Origin of the sequence: Candidatus Lariskella endosymbiont of Epinotia ramella, from assembly GCF_964019805.1 — a bacterium.
Classification (GTDB): Bacteria; Pseudomonadota; Alphaproteobacteria; order Rickettsiales; family Midichloriaceae; genus Lariskella.
In genome coordinates this window covers 1,440,732-1,459,798 of sequence record NZ_OZ026472.1, presented here as the reverse complement: position 1 = coordinate 1,459,798, position 19,067 = coordinate 1,440,732, and the positions used below count along the sequence as shown (strand labels likewise).

Below are 19,067 nucleotides of genomic sequence, written 5' to 3'. Positions count from 1 at the left end.
TTAGCCCAGGACTTGGCAGCATTGTTGCATAGTGCATATCTTGAGTTTATCTGCCATTGAAATACCAGCTTTGTTAGTTCCTTAGCCGATCTATTTAACGCAAGTTGCCAATTAAAATTGAGCATTTATCATGCCTTGAGGTATGATATAGCACTAAACGGTTTATTGTCTTGCAACTGATAATTGATTAAATAATTCTTCATTCCAGGTTTAGATTTGCAATTATTAATTGCGGGCAATTTGCAATATAGATCTTGCATAACATCATCGACAAAACAGTACATTTCAGTAAAATCCTTTTTCATAGGTTATTTTTATGTGTTAAAAAAATTTAAAATAACCTATAATCCCCCTAAAAATCTATCATGCAACCAATCAGTTAATTGGCAACTCGCGCTAGTTAGCTGTGAGCTATATTGATAGGCACACGCATTTAGAAATATTAGTGATAAAAAAGAGCTGCATTATGAATAAATTTAAGCATGGGCTTACCTAAGCTGCGCAAAATGTTATATTTATGCGCAGCACTTTACACTTTTGCAACAAATAAGCAAATACTTTCTAATTATTCGCAATATTCACCTCTAGAACTTTGAAATGATCGCCCATTTTATCTCTTGCTATCAGAAATTCTGCATGTTTTTTGAATTGCTTTTTTTGTTCCAAAGAAAATTTAGGATTTTTTAGAAAATATTCAAGGCGCTCTAATATTCCATGTTGAATTAGAAAATTACGCTGCGTATCCAAATTACAAATAAAAGAACTTTTGCAAAACACACTCTGCAACGCTTGAAAATTTACAAGGCTTGTAATGTCAGCCTCCCCAACATTACAGAGAAAATCATTCTTAGAATGTCCTTTTAGTGATTGTATTGTACTGAGCCCAGGCGAGTTGGTGTATCCATAATCTATTATTAAACCTGAGCCTCCGGCACTTTTTAAGACAGCTGATATCTCCCCGGCGTATAGCAAAGCTGTAGGCGAATATTCAAATACAGCCCCTTCTTTGAACTTGTTAATTCTATCAAAATTTTCAAGTACAGTCGGTGCAAGGCGCGCAAGAGATAACTTATCATCTTTAAGTGTAACAACGACTTCACTGAATCTAGATTGCCCATCATACACAAATTGTTTTATGGGCAATGCATCAAAAAATTCATTCGCAATGAGAATTGTAAAGTTACCTTGAGTCGAGTTTAAATCTGCTAATCTTAACTCCTTCATCCATTTGATGCTTAAGTTTTGATAACCTTTTAGCCTCATGCTTTGCTTATCTGCTAGCAATTCACTATTTTCTACTAGTAGCACTTGCCTTATTGATTCATGAAATCCTGGCACATGAGAGGTAGAGCGAAGCAAATCCTGCATAAGATAACCATCACCAGGCCCAAGCTCTATTAGATTCAGCGTTCTACTTCCAGAATCCAACCACTTCTTTACACACCAAATCGCGATAGTCTCCCCAAAAAGCTGAGTACTGGAAGGGGCAGTGATAAAATCACCATGCTCTCCAATTGAATTACAAAATTGGTAGTAGTGCTCTGATGCTAAATACAGAAAGTAATCAAGAGTGACATAGCCATTATACAGTATCTCATCTCTTATGATGCTATCAAGACTCCTTTTCATAAGAGAGGTCCGAAATAAAAACTATTGATCTTGAAGAATAGGCGGTATTTCTAGAGGGCTCTCTTCTACGATTCCTCGTCCTTTGCAAGCAGAGATAGATAGTAGCAGAGCCGTTAAGGAAACAGCAAATAACACGCTAGATATTTTTCTTTTTTTCATAAGTAAACAACACTAATAAGTCTATCCATAAAAAATTAAGTTGCTGCGCAAATAAATTTTTGCAGGAAAGTTAAATGTACAAACATTAGCTTAAAGACGCAGCCCTGAGTTAATTTTCGAATATAATAGCAACTCCCACAATTTAGCTTCGTCTTTTTTAAATTTCAGCGCGCATGGCCGCTATACTTCTAGGACAACTAAACTCAAATCTCATCTTAAATTTTCTAAAAAATAAGCAGCAAATATATGCTGTTATTTAGGAGAGTTGCTATAATTTGTCCTGTACTCAACAAATACTATTTAACAAAATCCATAAGGTTTTTGGCAATTTTGCCACTTTTTCCGTAGGACTTTCAGCACGCCATAACGACTTGCAGGCCAAGATAAATCCTACATTTCAAGGGTTGTGATGCAAAGCTCAAAACGCATTCTGCTCTTAGAGCCTTCTCTTTTGAACTTGCTACCTTTTAGAACCAGCAGAAAGTTACTCAGCACGTCTCGCATTATTATACTCATCAATAGCAACCTTTTGATGGTATTCCATATGATTTGGGTAACCACCAAATTCCATATTCCTTGGGCCATTTATTTCATCGACAAATTTGCCTGTGATTGGGTTATATTGACTAGCTGGAAGTGCAGATAATGGCACACTGTTCAGTGAGCGGCTCTGTTCAGAAGCAGTAAATTCATTATGACCACAAGCAGCAACAAACAGTACACAAGTTATATATGCAAATACACACAATATTCTTTTCTTCATCATATTCATATATGAAATATCTATTATTATCAAACTTCAGGCTTACTTAGAAGCCCTCCAACAAATTTAGCAAGACCAAGACGCCTTTCTTTTTTTAGCCTCTCAGCTCTAAGTATAGCATATAACTTATCAACACTATACTCTATATTTCTGTTGATGATTGTATAATCATACTCGTTCCAATGACTCATTTCGGTATCAGCCATTGCCATCCTATATTTTACCATCTCTTCACCATCATTCCTCTTATTTAGTCTTGATAGTAATTCTTCTCTAGATGGCGGTAAAATAAATACACTACTAACATCATTTCTGGCGGTTGCAATTAAAGAACGATGCCCCTGCCAGTCTACCTCAAATAACACGTCCTCTCCTCGACTCAAATAATCCTCCACAGCACTACGCGGAGTTCCATAAAGTTCTCCAAAAACTTCTGCATACTCTAAGAATTCACCAGCTTCAATCATCTTACGAAAATTATCTATATCAGTGAAGTAGTAATCCACACCATGCTGCTCACCAGCACGCATCTTCCTGGTAGTAATAGAGATAGAAAGATGCAAATGTTTATCACATTCAAGTAGCTTCTTAGCGAGAGTAGTTTTTCCAGCACCAGATGGAGCAGATAACAAAAAAATCAAGCCTCTGCGCTTAATTCTTGGCATAATATTTACAACTATATTTGTGGTTTAAATAACATTTCTAGATTCAACTATAGCTAAAACCTGTGTAAATGGGTGCGACAAATGAGTATTTTAGAATAAATTTTTATTCGTTTAGGACATGAAATATCACTATATTTCAGGCGAAAAGCTAATAAAATTTGTCTAAAAGACGAAGCTTAGTATGCTAATTTATACACGCTCTAGCTGGGCACTGCCTATAACGTAATCATTCTGCAAACGTTTCTCTATAGCATCCACCAGCAAATCCTGAACTCTAGCCCCATATATTTCATTAAACACAGTCAGTGTGGAAGGGGATGTGATGTTAACCTCTATCAAATACTCATCAATCATATCAACACACGCTAATAATATATTGTGCCGGGTAAAGGTCTCAGATAGCAGATCCGCCAACACTTGTTCACGCGCACTAATGTGTGTTACAACATTCTTTGCGCCATGAGATATATTTGTTCTAAAATCTCCGATCGCAGGGATTCTTCCCAAAGCCCCAACAAGCTTTCCATCCACAAAAATGAGTCTTTTATCTTTGCTATATACTTCTTGCAAAAAGCGCTGCGCTACCACCCAATTATGTTTGTTAAAATAAGAGTCTAATATAAATTCTAAATTGCTGTCGTCAATAGTTAATTTTATTACATCACGTCCACCATAATAGCCAAAAGGCTTTAAGATTATTTGCTTATGTTCACTTAAGAATAGCGCAGCATCATCTTTATTCTGCGTCATTAATGAGGGTGGCAGGAAATCATGGAATAAAAACGGAAAAAACTTTTCAGGATAGTTACGAATTGCGCTCGGATCATTGGAGACAATCGTACGTCCTTTTAGTAGATCCAATATATACGTATTGTTTATATAATTTATATCAAAAGGCGGATTCTGCCTAATCAAAACCGCAACAACATCTTCCAAATTCAAAGTTTCCTCTGAAACCAAGTCGAACTTCTTGCTATCATGAGTGGAAGATCTAACGAATGTTCCATACGCTATAACTTCAGTTCCCCAAAGTGAAAGATTTTTGGGTTCATAGAAAAATATGCTATATCCTCTAGATTCAAAAGCTTTCGCTATTAAGGTTGTGCTATCTGTCTCCAAGACGAAAGTAGACAGCGGATCTGCCTGCACTGCTATAATTCTTTTTTTACTCTTCTTTTTTATATCCATTATTATATCTTCCCTATAGATCGCTATTTTGATTTGAGAAAAATTTTTAATACGCGCCAAAAGTCTCGAAACAAGCATGAAATGGTGCTCTGAGTGTCAAAATAGCGCTTTAAATCCGTAAGGAAATGTTATAAAAGACCCAAAAACCTTACGGATTTTGTGCAAGTAGTGTTTGCTTAGGCACTGGACCAATTAATATATCCAAAAATTATTGCATGGCTGCTTCCTGAGCTAATTTTTGCACATTTCACTTCTCCACAAAAATTGATTTGCTATGCAAATAAATTTTTGGCGGATGGACTTTTAAGAGAAAAGCACATAGCTATATTATATACCGCAGGTAAATGAAGAGCTGGTATTTAATTATGTATAGCTAAAGTGCTATCAAATAAGTATCTAAAGCAGATTTAACACTATTGGTTTGTCATTTATTTCTATAATAATACTACCATTTTCCTCCAGAGATTTAACAAATAGCATACTATCACTTAAAGTTTGCTCTTTTATGTATTTAGACCAAGCCTCAATTGAATCGATTATATTTTGAGAGCTAGTAAAAAATTGTACAGTAATACGATCAGTAACTTTTAAATTTCTGTCTTTTCTTGCCTGCTGCACAACTCTTATAAAATCTCTAGCAATTCCCTCTTGCTCCAACTCTTTTGTTATATTGGTATCTAACAATACCAAAGCATTACTGTTTGAAAGGGCAACAACATTTTTTGTCCACTCTGGTTTTGGCTCAAGTTTAAGCTCAAACTCTTCTTGTTTTAGAATTTCACCACTGATTTCGACAAAATTATCTTTTATTCTCCATTCTGAATTTTTACTTGCTTTAATTATAGACTGAACCTTCCCTGGCAGCCTTTTCCCAATGCTTGCAAGATTCAGCTTCAATTTAAAATCTGCGTATTTAGATATTTCATCTTCTGCTAGATTTTCCCAACTTTTCACGTTTATTTCATCTAGAATTAGTTGCTTTAGTTCTTCACCAAATAGCGTACTGGAAACTCCTATAAATGTCACTTTTGCTAGAGGCTGCCTTATTCTAATTCCAAGATCATTCCTGATATGTAGGGCCGCGTTACATGCATCCCTCACTTTTTCCATATCATTAATCAGCTGATAGTCTATTTTTGATTCATCAATCATTGGAAATTTTTGTAAGTGCAGGCTAATTTTATCTTCCGCATTTAAATTGCAGTAAATCTCTTCTGTCACCATCGGTAAAAGTGGCGCTATCGCAAGACAAAAATGCGTCAAAATGGTGTATAAAGTGTTATAAGCAGATATCTTGTCATCATCCTTCTCAAATCTCCAGAACCTGGATCTTGAACGTCTTATATACCAATTATTTAGAGCTTCTAAAAATCTCTCAGCAGCAGCGCATGCGGAAACTGTGTCATATTTATCCATGGAAGATTTTATTGTAGAGAGCGTTTGCTGACATTTTGCAATGATATATCTATCCAATAAATTTTCACTAGCAATGCTTGTGGAAGCTATAATTTTATCTATGTTTGCGTATAGAACAAAGAAATTGTATGCATTCCAAAGTGGCTTTATTACCAACCTAATAACCTCTTTTATGCTTGCGGCTTCCTGATCTATTAAAAGTTCATGTCCCCTCATTACAGAGGAAGATGCCATAAACCAGCGCATTGCGTCAGCACCGAGAGTTTCAAATACATCTATTGGATCTGCATAGTTCTTGAGTCTTTTAGAGAGTTTTTGTCCGTCTCCACCTAATATTACACCGTGGCAAATACAGTGTAAAAACGGCGGTCTATCAAAAAGTGCTGTTGAAAGAACCATCAGCGTATAGAACCAGCCCCTAGTCTGCGCAACATATTCAACTATAAAATCAGCTGGTGCGTGTGTATTAAACCATTCCTGATTTTCAAACGGGTAATGCACTTGTGCAAATGGCATTGAGCCGCTTTCGAACCAACAATCTAAGACTTCTGGCACTCTTCTTAGCTTCGATTTTCCTGTTGGGTCACTTGGGTTTGCTTTAACCAAGGAGTCAATAAACGGCCTATGCAGATCTTCTATTTTTACACCAAAAGCTTCCTCAAGCTGTGCTATTGAGCCATATACCTCAATATGAGGATATTTCGGGTCATCACTCTGCCAAATTGGAATAGGACAGCCAAAATATCTGTTTCGTGAAATGGACCAATCTCTGGCATTTTCAAGCCACTTCCCAAAAAGTCCATCTTTAATATGCTCTGGAATCCAGTTAATCTTCTGATTATTTTCAATCATCTGTTCTTTAAGTGCTGTGACTTTTATATACCAAGAAGGAACAGCTTTATAAATCAATGGAGTATCTGTTCTCCAGCAATGCGGATAATTGTGAAGATATTGCTCTGTTTTTATCCATAAATTTTTCTTCTTTAGTGCAATGATTATAGGATCGTTTGCTTCAAATACTTGCATGCCCAAATAATCTATTACTGGAAATATAAATTTCCCAGCGCTGTCCACAGTGCATACTATCTCTATATGGTTTTCTTTGCAAAGCGCTTGATCATCTTCTCCAAACCCTGGTGCAACATGTACTATTCCAGTTCCATCTTCTGTTGTGACAAAGTCAGCTGCAAGCGATACAAACGCATTTGTGCGATCTTTAAAATAGTCAAAAAGCGGTTCATAATGCATTCCAATTAAGTCACTGCCTTTGCACTTTTTTACTATATTATCACCTAGTTCATTGGCATACTTAGACATCAATGCTTCTGCTATAATATAGAGCTCGCCTTCTTTTTCTAGAATTACATAATCTATATCCGCTCCAAGCGCGATTGCTAAATTTGATGGAAGAGTCCAGGGTGTGGTCGTCCAAACAACGAAGTAACAATTCTGGTCATTTTTACAAATTGCCTTAATGGCATCTTTTATCTTAAATAAAACAGTAACTGCTTTACTTTCTTTTCTTCTATAAGAATTATCCATTCTTGTCTCAAAATCAGAGACTGGCGTTTGGCATGCCCAAGAATAAGGCATTACTCGCATTGCCTGGTATATCAAGCCTTTTTCATATAGAGTTTTAAAAGCCCAAATGACACTTTCCATATAGGGCATTTCCATAGTCTTGTAGTCATTTGCGAAATCCACCCAACGCGCCTGCCGCTCCACATATGCTTCCCACTCTTTCGTATATCTCATGACAGAAGTTCTACAGTGAGCGTTGAACTGATCTATCCCGTATTCCTCTATGGCAAGCTTACCAGATATTCCAAGCTCTTTTTCTGAGGCCATTTCAGCTGGAAGGCCATGACAATCCCATCCGAACCTACGTTCTACACGCTCTCCAAGCATAGTATGATATCTTGCGAATATATCTTTGATAAAGCCTGTCAGAAGATGTCCATAGTGAGGTAGGCCGTTTGCAAAAGGTGGACCGTCATAAAAAATATATTCTTTGTCTCCCACAACAGATCTTTCAAAAGATTTTTCCTTTCGCCATTTGTCTAAAATTTTCTTTTCTATATCTGAAAAATTTGGATTTGGGTCTACTTGTTTATAAGTTGTTTGTGACATATTATTCGTTAATTGTTTATCTTCTTTGTGCAGGTTCTTTTAAGAACTGTATTTAGTCCTTCCGCCAAAAATTTATTTATGCGCAAGAAGGCATTGCCTACTACATAAATTTTGCGTAAGGCTAAATGTACAAAAGTTAGCTTAAAATTGCGGCCTTTTGCTAATTTTTGAAATACAATTTTATGATTTTGCGATGCCGGCAGTTGCAAATTATAGACTATAGTCACTGCTACTACTTGCATTTCTAAAATACGGATTCTATATATTTGTCAATTCTATATCAAGTGTATCTTGCAATATAAGCAGTCTATCCACCAAAAATTGCGTAGGAGGCGCCTTCTTGCGCCTAAATAAATTTTTGACAGATAGACTAAAATATACAAGCACACTGAACTTCTGCGCTATACTGCTTTACTGTTCAACGAACAGTAAAGCGTCCGCAAAATTGTTCAGATAATAATCTCGTAATGATTGAAATTCTTCTGTTTCTGTAAATTCACTTGGTATTATTGCATGCTTTATAGCTAGCTCAGTAAGGACTTCTATGCCTTGGCTATTGTGACTTATTTTCCTACTCAAATCAAACCAATCATTACTAGCACTGAAGTTCAAGGTATTAAGATCATGTACAACAATTCCTTTTAATAACATTTTGTGCGTTATTTTCTTCGGAGCCATTAAAATATCTGTGACTCTTTCTTCTGAATTCTGAAATAACGTGTCAAGTTCATCAAAACCTCCAAGCGGCACTTCAAAACCCAAATTGCTTTTAGAGAAAAAATTAGTGTCATAGAAAGACATTTTAAATGATAAGTCTTTTACTATCCTAGATTTAAGATCTGGAAGCACTACGTAATTAATATCCTTTTTATTTGGACTTTTTCCGCTTAATTGCGTGATCACTTGATCTTTTATTGCGTTGTTAGAGAAATATAGAGCAGCGGCTGTGTATGTTGATGCAGATTCTCCTTGCAACGACAGCTCTATATCACAAAGCACTTTTGATATGCTGAGCGGTTTTATATCTTTTTGCATCAAAATTACAGCACGATTATAGTCTCCATAAGAGACGCGTTCATAAGATGGGCTTTGTATATCAAGCACAAGCGCCACCTTTCCAGCTATGTCTCGAAATGTGTCTTGTGCCATGCTGATATCGTTAGTTGGGTCTATCCAATACACACTTCCATCTTTTGCTGTAACTTTGAGAAATGCATGGTTGAAAATATCAAGAGAAGGGAGCCCTATATAATTTGGATGTATATCTAAACCTCTGGCAACTAGCGCAGAATTAACCTTAAAGCCTAAGCTACGCAATATTGCACCAGCACTTGATGATATATCTTTACAATCACCTGTTCGAGAAGAAGCTATTGCCTCAAGATCTCTTGGAAAAACTTCTCCTGATATGGAGCGCCAGTCTCCCATGTATTTGACTTTTTCATTTAGCAATGATGTGACTGTATTCATTAAATCTATGTCATTTTGGCACTTTGCAGCTTTTGCCGCAATATCTTCAAAAACTGTTGGAAGTTTTTGTGATAAGACTTTCTCGTAATGAGGCGCCATTCTATCGCTTAACGCCTTCCAATTCTTCTCACTGGAGAGAGAAACGAATACTAGCTTCTCATTAGACCTCTTGCATAACCTATTTAAAGCTCAAAGTTATAGATACCAGCAAGTAAATTAAACCTTAAACCGAATCGTTTTCTTCTGTTCCTATAACGATCAGCGATAATTTTAAATCGTTTGATCATGCCTATGACGTTTTCATTTAAAACACGTTCACTAGACAATTGACGATTTTTCTTTTTATCTTTCCTGCTTAGTGGTCGCTTTTTTGTCTTTTTCTTTGGTAACTCTGAATTATAATGCAACTTATCAATGCCTTGATAACCAGTATCTGTAAGAACTTTAATCTCAGGGTGGATGTGAACTCCGGATTCTTTAAATAACCTGAAATCATGACGCTTGCCATTAGAAAAATTAGTGCAAATGATTTCTTTTTTCCTTTTATCCACAATAAGCTGAGTTTTTAGAGTATGTCGCCTCTTTTTTCCCGAATAAAAGTGCTTCTGTTTTTTTTAGGTCGTTCTATCGGTGTTTCAGTAGCATCAATTAACACAAGTTCGTATTCAGAATCGCTTTTTAGTAATGCTTTACGTCCAGGTAGTGAAAATCGTTTATCTTTAATTAGAGTATCTTCAATCCAACGTATATTACGATAACAGGCACTTTCACTTATTCCATAACTGCGGGAAATATGAAAATATGTCCTGTATTCACGCAAGTACTCAAGCGTCATGAGTAATCGATCTTCTAAAGCCAATTTATTGGGTTTTCCACCTTGAGACTTTAAAATAGCTTCAGCTTCTTTTAATATACTTAGTATAACTTCAAACGTTCCTCGTTTAATGCCAGTAAGCCTGCGAAACTCTTCTGCGTATTCATCTTTGATGTTTTCAAACTTCATGTTATCCTTGATAAAATCAAGGATTTTAATCAATTTATATGGTTATGCAAGAGGTCTATTGCAGTATGAGGAGTATATCTCTAAACATCTAAAATTTTTGAGAATTTTATCTTTATATACTACTTGTACCTCAGCCTTATATATGTTAGAAGGCATCTTGGGAGTTTGATCTGGAGGCAGGTCTTTTGTATTCACCGGGTCAGGTTTGAAAAAAAGCAGCCAAAATACATTAACTCTGGGTTCCGGACATACTCCCATTATGATATACACGCTTAAAAAAAGCTTAAAAAAATTTTTCTATGCAGCTATTCTTTCATTGCTATATGCTCAAATAAATTACAAAATTGATTTGTTATAACTTTTTAAAGTGAACTATTAAAGTACTGTGAGAATGAATAGAAAGACTCTGTTTATTGCCGTTATTGCGCTTTTATTATCGGCTATCGCTCAATTCCAAATTGCATTAGCAAGTGGGAATATCAACAAGATAACAAGTCAAGAGTTGAAGAATGAATTATATGCTGATGATGCACAAGTAAAAATCCTTTTTGTATTCACTTCATGGTGTGGAGTTTGCAAGAGGAGTATGCCAGATCTAATCAATCTTCATGAAAAATTTGCTGAAGGAAAAGAGGCTAAGATCATCGCTTTAAGTATAGATCATGATCTTAAGAAGTTAGAGCAATATGTAGGAAGTATTGATGCTAGAAATTTATATATATCTGCTCTCGATTTTAGTTCATCAAGAGATATCATAACTGCATTTAAAGAATTAGATGTGAACTACAATGGTTCGATCCCTTACATTGTGATAGCTTATAATGGGAAATTACTCGCAAGCGGAAATTATGACGTTAATTCGCTTTATAATGCAGTGTTGCATATACGAAGTGACTCACGGAACCATTAGAATGATATGTAACAGTTGTTAACTTGCGGTTAAACTTGTTGACTTTCAGTTCATCATAATTTCTTGAAACCAAAATTAATCCTCAGTTTCTTAGAGTTGTTACACAGACGACTAATTAAGTAGTATTTTTAAGACGCCAATTTTTAAGTATAGCGAACACACGCCATAATGGTAGAAATCTTTAGTATATATGTCTAATTTGTTATGTATTTTCTTGCGAAATAACAGTGTGATGTATTACTTCTGCGTAGCACTTTACCTAGTTTTATCATAAAGTCTAAGAAATATTTTCTAGCTTTTTGCTAAGTGCTTGCAATATCTGTGGAATTATTATATATCTTACATGCGCGCTTAGTTTCTTAGGTGGCATATAGGGCGATTAGCTCAGTTGGTAGAGCATCTCGTTTACACCGAGAGGGTCGGCAGTTCGAGCCTGTCATCGCCCACCAGTTTTTTGGCATCTGGTACCTTGAGTACTGGCCATTATTGGGGGATGTAGCTCAGTTGGTTAGAGTGCTGGCCTGTCACGCCGGAGGTCGCGGGTTCGAGCCCCGTCATCCCCGCCATGTTTTAATTATAGCGATTGTGGTGTTCTGCTATGCTGAAGGTGAATCTTATGTATTTCAGTTTGTAGAATATAGTATGTTTAGTTATTTTTACGAGGATTTATGCCTTCTTATACTGCAGGTACTTTCAATATCAAGCCTAAAGAGGTTAAGAAGAATTGGTTTATTATTGATGTTTCTGGAATGCCTTTAGGGCGTGTTGCAGCACGTGTTGCGATGATTCTGCGTGGGAAGCATAAAGCTACTTTTACACCGCATATTGATTGTGGTGATAACGTAATAGTCGTCAACGCAAAAGAAATAAAGGTTACTGGCAAAAAACTCGAGCAAAGCAAATTTTTCTGGCATACTGGATATCCAGGTGGTATCAAAGAACGTTCATTTGGCGACATATTATCTGGCAAATTTCCTGAGAGATTATTTAAAAAGGCTGTTGAGAGGATGCTTCCTAAGGATAGCCCTTTGGCACGCAAGCAGATGGGGAACCTTTATGTGTATCCTGGAGTAAGTCATCCGCATGCTGGTCAGCAACCACAGGAGCATAAGGTAAAAGTCAGTGCAAATTAACATTACGTACCCTTATTGCTGCGTTTTGTTTGCTATAAACTACAAGAGTTGTCACCAGTACTAGCTTTAGTGGCGGAGCAAGAGCTCATAGCATGTCTTTTGAATACTGTTGTCGATTTTTATAAGCTGGAGTTGCTGAATTTTGAATAGTTTGTTTGCGATAAGGCTTTTTTGTGCAGGTGTTAACTCTTGTAAATGAAGAGTTGTTATTTAACTTGTGCACATACAAAGTGAGGCTTGAAAAAGAGCGAGGAAGAACGCGAGTGTTATGATATAATTCATACAAACACGTGATCTATAGACGCAAATTTTGAAAAGTATCACGACTATAGATGGTTAGAAAGAATTTAGTTTGTGCACCAGCACTTATCTAAGTGGGTTTTATAACCGTGCTGTTGTTTACTTAGTGTTTAAAGAGAATTTATTATAAAATAAGATGCTATCATAAGTTACTTGTGGTACGCTCTTATGTTTATGTATCTTTTTAGCTGATTATTTAGTTTGTAATAGTAGATTTTGTTTAATATGGTGCTTGAAAAAAATAAAGGTAGCGAGAGGCTATATGCTACTGGTCGTAGGAAAGAATCCTCTGCCAGAGTGTGGTTAAAACGTGGGAGCGGCAGCATAGTTGTGAACAGTAAACCACTGGAAGAGTATTTTGTGAGGCCGGTTTTGCGTGTTATCATCAATCAGCCTTTTGCAATTACTAATACATCTGGACAGTATGATGTGTTCTGCACAGTTAAAGGTGGCGGCACTTCAGGACAGGCTGGCGCAATCATGCATGGAATAACAAGAGCACTTGATGTCGCAGATCCAAATTTGCACTCAACTCTTAGCTCTGCTGGTCTTTTAACTAGAGATAGTAGGACAGTTGAACGTAAGAAACCTGGTCGTAAAAAAGCAAGAAAACGCTTCCAGTTTTCTAAACGCTAGTACATTTCTCTCTTTTCTCAGCTTTTTGAGCCGTTTATTATGCTGTTTTAATGTTGTAAGTATTGCTGTGATAGTGGAGTTTTGTTAAAAGTTCTTAGTATATAGTATCATAATAGGATTTGTTGCTTCCTGTTTAGTTTAGCATAATATATATGACTCTAATAAATGAGTGGTTTGTATTTATTATGTACAAACAAATTTATACTGTAAAAAGAGCTAGGAAGAATGCTATTTATATAGCACTGTTAATAGTACTTAGAGTACTAGTTAATTTCTACGCCATGGTGTGTATATAAAATACATAGGAAACACTATGACAACGCCAATTTTGAAGCTTTGCTTGTTGACACAAGTGTTTGAAATAGCGCTATAAAGTGCGGATGAGCTAGTGCTCTAGCTTATTGATATATTGATTTTGAAACTTGTTTAAGCTTTAGTTTTGCGAAAGTACAGCAGGTTAATGTATTAGTGTTGTATATCGCTTATCAACTTTTTTGCTAACTTTAAGTATATATTATTTGTTATGGCAAGAGTTACTATAGAAGATTGTGTTAAAAAGGTGCCAAACAGATTTGAATTGGTCGTTTTAGCTGCAAGAAGAGCTAAGGAAATTGCTCTTGGCTGTGCTGCACTACTGCCAAAAGACAATGATAAACCTGCTGTTATAGCGTTAAGAGAGATAGCAGCTGGCGTTGTTTCAATTGATTCTTTGAGATCTGCGGTAGCAAAGCATTTTCAAATTGACCATACTAATAAGCAGAACGATAACAATATACCAGCGCATTCTCCATTCACTGAGAAAAGTAATTAAAAAATCACAAGGTATGACTGCCTTCATAGTATGCGCACCAAAAGTCTCAGGAGCGCATAAAATAAAGTCCCGAGTGTCAAAATAGCGCTTTAAATCCATAAGAAAATGTTATAATAAGCACAAAAAACTTACGAATTTTGTGAAAGTAGCATTTGTAGCATAGGGCCAATTATCTAGTCCATCCGCCAAAAGTATACATTGTAGCTTTTGAAATATAGCATAAGTTACTAAGGTGCTGACAATTTAATTGTATTAAAAACAGCATCATAAAAAGTATCAAATAAATCTATAGTTTTTCTAATTTCATTTTTTATCTTAAACCAGTAATGCTCTATAGGATTTAAATCAGGAGAATAAGTTGGTAAAAATAATATGTAACAACCCACAGATTCAATTAACTCTTTCACTTTAGGATTCTTATGGAAGTTAATGTTATCCATAACAACAGTTTGTCCAGGTTTTAATTTCTTTAATTAACATCTCCCTAATATAAGCTTCAAAGACCTCTTTATTGCAATTACACTCAAATATTACAGGAGCAATAAGATTACAATTACAAAGACCAGCGATCATACTTATTCTAGTTTTATGTTGATACACCTTTTCCCAATAGCACCTTTCTCCTAAAATACTCCAACCATATTCTTTACAAGCATTATCTTCTATTCCAGATTCATCAAGATATACTCTTTTATCTCTTGTGATTTTTATCTTTTCAATAAATTCATGTCTTAACTGAATATCTCTTTTCGGATGAAGATGAGTTTTTTTTATAGCTAACCAAGTTTTTTTATCGCCTGTAAGATCGTTGTAGGTGATATATTACACCACTTCTTTGCTAGTTCTTTTGATGTCATATCAATATTCAATTCAAAAAATTCTTTAAAATCTTCTAGATTTTTGATCTTATGACTGTGACCTTTTTGATAACCACTTGCTGCTTTCAAAGAACTGTGCTTATCTTGCAGAATTTTCCACTTATAGATAGTATCACGACTCACTCTAAATAGTTTACTCACTTTAGTATTCTTGCACCATTTTCTAATGCTTCTATTACTCTTACCATAAGTTCTATTGGATATGCTCTTGCCATATTTTTATGCTTTTTATTTCATACTCACTTTTTATATCTTGATTCCTAACTTTTGTCAGTACCTTTATCACTTATGCGATACATAGCATTGCAAAGCTCAACTATGGCAAATTAAGTTGAAATTTGCGTATTAAAGAATTGAACCAAAGCATACATATGTTATTACTTTTTTCCAAAAATCTTCGCTATATGAGGATGGCATTTTTCCTTTGAGTGTAACACACATCTATATATACGCAAACTTCAACTTAATTTACTATATCTAAAACCGAGCCTTTTCCATTAGATGACAATCATGTGGATGTTTTATATGCTTTGGCTGAACTGTCGTGTCAATAATCACGGCTGCCAAATCTTTTTTTAAGTGTGCCAATCCTACAGCCTATTCTGACCAGCTCCCTTAATATCTCACGACAACCAGATTCTCACAGATCTTGACGAAATCTTCTTATGCAACTTTCAGATACAATTATGTCATTTTTGAAATCGTCATATCCACAAAAATACTGCCAATATGCATTTTCCTGAAGTCCACTCCTCGGTATAACAATCAGAAGCATTTGAAATGGCTTTGCAGCATAAACAACCCAAGCATAACACGACGGTCTTTACGGCTTCTACCATATCGTTTCGCAGAAACTTTACCAAAAATTCGCTCCTAAAAGACCACGCCAATCAACTTTCGATCTTAATTTATATAACTTATGTTGTGGATTCAAACTATCAGATAATCTCTCCTCAAATATGCTACTTTGAGTATCATTAATTTTCACTTCTTCTCCTGGCATATAATACAAATCCGTAAGGTTTTTGGGTCTTTTATAACATTTTCTTACGGATTTAAAATACTATTTTGACACTTGGGGCACCATTTTATACAGCTTCTGAGACTTTTGGCGCGCGTACTGTTTAGCAAATACTACTTAACAAAATCCATAAGATTGTTGGCAGTTTTGTCACTTTTTCTGCTGTACTTTCGGAGCAGCAGAATTGTCTAAATAAGTGTAAATAAGAAGTGTAAGTACTTCACTGGGTAAAATATTTAGCAAACTCGCTATCTGACGATAGTATAAACTTTGTATTCGCATCTAGGAACGCATTTTTATAAGCTTCAAGTGACCTAGAGAAACCAAAGAATTCAGGATCCTGCCCAAAGGAATTGGAAAATATGCGAATCGCTTCTGCTTCACCTTGACCTTTCAAAATCTCAGCAGATTTATTAGCCTCTGCAAGAATTACAGTTCTATCTCTATCTGCTCCTGCTTTTATAACCTGAGCTTCCTCAGCCCCTTGCGCTCTGATCTCAGCAGCTTCTTTTTGACGTTCTGTTCTCATACGCTCATAAACAGCATTCTTAGCCTTATCCGGAAGATTCACTCGGACTATTCGAACATCTATAATCTCAACGCCGAAATTTACAGCATGACTATTCACAAGCTCAGTCACTTTTTTGGTAATATCATTCCTATGAGTACCAAGTACATCTATAAACAAAAAAGTACCTATAACTTCTCTTATGCTAGATTCCATTATTGCACCAATCCTCATCTTGAATCTCTGCTCATTTTGAGTAGATTGGTAAAATTTTAGCGGGTCAACTATCCTATACTTAGCAAAGGCGTCAAGCTTCATAGTTTTTTGATCAAGAGCCATAACCTCACTAGACTCACCAGGACTAAAAGTTAAATGTTGAATTCTATTATCAAAGAACACTACATTTTGTATCAAAGGTATCTTTATCTTGAGTCCCGGCTCTTTCTCCTCGCTGACTACATCACCAAATTGTAAGACTAATGCATACTCACGCTGATCCAGTACATAGAGTGAACTAGATAGAACCATAATTACCGCAACAACTATAAATCCAGCAAAATAAAGTTTTTTCATAAAAACATATATACAATCGTTTCTTTCTTACAACACACTTCTAATATGAGAAGCCTTTAGTTCTTATTCACTTCAAATAAGTCCTTCATGGGAATCACTGGGATTGTACCATTTCCTGTGATTCTCTTATCTATAATTACTTTCTCTTTGTTCTTGAGAACCTGTTCCATTGTATTTATATACATGTTTTTCCTCGTCACATCTTTTGCTTTCTGATATTGAGCAACCACGGCTGAAAATCTTTCTGCCTCTCCTTGTGCTCTTGCGACAACACTATCTTTATATGCCATCGCTTCCTGTATTATAGCTTGAGCGCCACCTCTAGCACGCGGAATAATATCATTCTTATAAGCCTGCGCTTGATTTATCTCGCGCTCTTTATCAGCCTTAGCAGATTGAATATCTCTATATGCATCTCTAACTTCTGGAGCTACATAGCTATATAATATACCTAAGCTCACAACCTCTATTCCAGAATTATAACTATCCAACATATCTTGCAGTACAGCCTTAGCCTTATGCTCTATCCCTTGCCTCTGTTCTGAAAGAGCTTCAGATATTTTTGCAAGCCCAACAACCTGGCGCATAGCACTTTCAGACGCAACTCTTATAGTATTCTCTCCGATATCATCTCTTATATTAAACAGGTAACGACTTGGATCTTTTATATACCACTGCACAGAAAAGTGAAGATCCATTATATTTTCATCGCCAGTCAACATTTGACTTTCTTTTGGTATACTTATTGAATCATCAGCACCTTCTTGAGCCGGAGCTCTTTGGTTTTGAGAAGCTTTAAAACCTATTACCTCTTTATTAATTCTGGTCACACTCACTTTCTCCACAGTTTCCACAGGAGAAGGAAGTTTCCAATTTAAACCAGGAGTGGAAATTCTGTTATATCTACCAAACCTCATTACCACACCTTGCTCATCGGTATCTATGGTATAAAACCCTGTAGAAAGCCATGCTAATAAAGCAAACAATATGATGATGAAGAAGAACCAGCCCCAACTTTTGCCTGCTGCTCCAGGTTTGCTGCCGTATTGAAACCCACAAGAGTCATTTTTTGAAGACAAAAAATCCATTATTTTTGTCCTGCCTTTTTTTAGCATCTCTTCTAGCTCTTTACTAGGATCTTCTTGAGATGCGCCCTTTTGTGGATTGGATTTCTTGGGACCACCTTCCCAAGGATTCTCAAATTGATATGCGGTAGTGAAGTTTTTCATAGCGTGTTTCATATTAAATGCTATAGTCATATATATATTTTTTATGTCGCCATGTCCAGGCCAATAATTGCGTTATGATCAAAAATCCAGCACAAATAGAGCAATTAGACAAAAAGCCGCATTTGTTGCAAGCAAAACACTACCTTCTTGCTGGATTCGTTTTCTTCTTTATAATTTTATCATTTATGGAATTTTTGCTTGTGTATACAGCTAAAGTTTCAGACACTGGTGTCGTCATAGAGGGCTCAAAACGTGAACAAATGCAGTATAACAGCAAGTTGATTGCAGCAAGAAAAAAACAAGAATTACTAGGATGGCAGGGTAATATAGATGTGCAACAGAATGCATCTTTCATCAGCGTCATTTTTACTCTAAAAGATAGCGAAGGAAAGGATGTTATATGTAATAATGCTAAAGCAATACTAATGAGACCTGTCACTGCTAAATATGATAAAACTATAGTACTTGATCTTAAGAATCAACAGTATGTAGGAGGTTTCAAGCTCCCTTTACCTGGACAATGGGATATCCATGTAGATGCTATTTGTAATTATGAGGTTGAATTTTCCTCTGATAAGCGTATTATCGCACAATTTAACAGATAAAATCTGTTTTCATAATTTCTAGTTATAATTTTTTATTAAT

17 protein-coding genes, 2 tRNA genes and 1 pseudogene are annotated in these 19,067 nt (G+C 35.8%); 8 read left to right on the top strand and 12 right to left on the bottom strand.

The genetic code is table 11. From position 1 onward, the window contains the following. Positions 1-561 precede the first annotated feature (561 nt). From AACL20_RS06280 to AACL20_RS06250, 7 genes are all read right to left on the bottom strand, one after another. On the bottom strand, positions 562-1,629 hold the full coding sequence (locus AACL20_RS06280) for an SAM-dependent methyltransferase (protein ID WP_339052065.1): 1,068 nt from the start codon (positions 1,627-1,629) through the stop codon (positions 562-564). 643 nt (positions 1,630-2,272) lie between these two features. Then, complete coding sequence (locus AACL20_RS06275) at positions 2,273-2,551, bottom strand: hypothetical protein (protein WP_339052064.1); 279 nt, start codon at positions 2,549-2,551, stop codon at positions 2,273-2,275. 29 nt (positions 2,552-2,580) lie between these two features. Then, positions 2,581-3,183 carry a guanylate kinase gene (gene gmk, locus AACL20_RS06270; protein WP_339052063.1) on the bottom strand — a complete coding sequence of 201 codons (603 nt, stop codon included), beginning with the start codon at positions 3,181-3,183 and terminating at the stop codon, positions 2,581-2,583. Positions 3,184-3,405: 222 nt separating this feature from the next. Beyond that, positions 3,406-4,464: a glutathione synthase gene (gshB, locus tag AACL20_RS06265; protein WP_339052062.1), complete on the bottom strand. Its 1,059-nt coding sequence runs from the start codon at positions 4,462-4,464 to the stop codon at positions 3,406-3,408. A 336-nt stretch (positions 4,465-4,800) separates the two neighbouring features. After that, positions 4,801-7,950: an isoleucine--tRNA ligase gene (ileS, locus tag AACL20_RS06260; RefSeq protein WP_339052061.1), complete on the bottom strand. Its 3,150-nt coding sequence runs from the start codon at positions 7,948-7,950 to the stop codon at positions 4,801-4,803. 411 nt (positions 7,951-8,361) lie between these two features. Continuing rightward, positions 8,362-9,519 (bottom strand): hypothetical protein, encoded by a 1,158-nt coding sequence (locus tag AACL20_RS06255; protein ID WP_339052060.1) that lies wholly within the window; start codon positions 9,517-9,519, stop codon positions 8,362-8,364. Between the two features lie 83 nt (positions 9,520-9,602). Then, a protein-coding gene (locus AACL20_RS06250) for an IS5 family transposase (protein ID WP_339051669.1) occupies positions 9,603-10,423 on the bottom strand; the annotation gives its coding sequence in 2 pieces (ribosomal slippage) (positions 9,603-10,036 and positions 10,036-10,423; 822 coding nt in all). On the opposite strand from AACL20_RS06250, the gene AACL20_RS06245 reads away from it, so the two are divergent. The 7 genes from AACL20_RS06245 to rpoZ all read left to right on the top strand — a co-directional run bounded on the left by AACL20_RS06245 (position 10,422) and on the right by rpoZ (position 14,213). Further along, a complete protein-coding gene (locus tag AACL20_RS06245) occupies positions 10,422-10,592 on the top strand; it encodes a hypothetical protein (protein ID WP_339052059.1) in 171 nt (56 codons plus the stop codon). The two genes, AACL20_RS06250 and AACL20_RS06245, sit on opposite strands and share 2 nt — an antisense overlap. A gap of 222 nt (positions 10,593-10,814) precedes the next feature. After that, entirely contained in the window at positions 10,815-11,333 is a 519-nt protein-coding gene (locus AACL20_RS06240; RefSeq protein WP_339052058.1) for a thioredoxin family protein, read from the top strand. A gap of 373 nt (positions 11,334-11,706) precedes the next feature. After that, positions 11,707-11,782 (top strand) — tRNA-Val (locus AACL20_RS06235). A 40-nt stretch (positions 11,783-11,822) separates the two neighbouring features. Then, positions 11,823-11,899: transfer RNA gene (locus AACL20_RS06230), tRNA-Asp, on the top strand. 102 nt (positions 11,900-12,001) lie between these two features. After that, complete coding sequence (gene rplM / locus AACL20_RS06225; protein ID WP_339052057.1) at positions 12,002-12,466, top strand: 50S ribosomal protein L13; 465 nt, start codon at positions 12,002-12,004, stop codon at positions 12,464-12,466. A 525-nt stretch (positions 12,467-12,991) separates the two neighbouring features. Further along, on the top strand, positions 12,992-13,402 hold the full coding sequence (rpsI, locus tag AACL20_RS06220) for a 30S ribosomal protein S9 (RefSeq protein WP_339052056.1): 411 nt from the start codon (positions 12,992-12,994) through the stop codon (positions 13,400-13,402). 523 nt (positions 13,403-13,925) lie between these two features. After that, on the top strand, positions 13,926-14,213 hold the full coding sequence (gene rpoZ, locus AACL20_RS06215) for a DNA-directed RNA polymerase subunit omega (RefSeq protein ID WP_339052055.1): 288 nt from the start codon (positions 13,926-13,928) through the stop codon (positions 14,211-14,213). Positions 14,214-14,440: 227 nt separating this feature from the next. Here rpoZ and AACL20_RS06210 read toward each other — a convergent pair. The 5 genes and pseudogenes from AACL20_RS06210 to hflK all read right to left on the bottom strand — a co-directional run bounded on the left by AACL20_RS06210 (position 14,441) and on the right by hflK (position 18,422). Continuing rightward, a pseudogene (locus AACL20_RS06210) lies at positions 14,441-15,306 on the bottom strand (IS630 family transposase). A gap of 425 nt (positions 15,307-15,731) precedes the next feature. Then, entirely contained in the window at positions 15,732-15,866 is a 135-nt protein-coding gene (locus tag AACL20_RS07065; RefSeq protein ID WP_410519908.1) for a transposase, read from the bottom strand. An 81-nt stretch (positions 15,867-15,947) separates the two neighbouring features. Beyond that, the gene (locus AACL20_RS06205; RefSeq protein WP_339052054.1) at positions 15,948-16,094 is read right to left on the bottom strand and encodes a hypothetical protein; all 147 of its coding nucleotides are present in this window, start codon (positions 16,092-16,094) and stop codon (positions 15,948-15,950) included. A gap of 238 nt (positions 16,095-16,332) precedes the next feature. Continuing rightward, the gene (hflC, locus tag AACL20_RS06200; protein WP_339041063.1) at positions 16,333-17,193 is read right to left on the bottom strand and encodes a protease modulator HflC; all 861 of its coding nucleotides are present in this window, start codon (positions 17,191-17,193) and stop codon (positions 16,333-16,335) included. 56 nt (positions 17,194-17,249) lie between these two features. Further along, positions 17,250-18,422 carry an FtsH protease activity modulator HflK gene (gene hflK / locus AACL20_RS06195; protein ID WP_339052053.1) on the bottom strand — a complete coding sequence of 391 codons (1,173 nt, stop codon included), beginning with the start codon at positions 18,420-18,422 and terminating at the stop codon, positions 17,250-17,252. A gap of 74 nt (positions 18,423-18,496) precedes the next feature. Here hflK and AACL20_RS06190 point away from each other — a divergent pair, with 74 nt between their 5' ends. Continuing rightward, positions 18,497-19,027, top strand: coding sequence for a FixH family protein (locus AACL20_RS06190; protein ID WP_339052052.1), 531 nt, complete (start codon positions 18,497-18,499; stop codon positions 19,025-19,027). Positions 19,028-19,067: the final 40 nt, after the last annotated feature.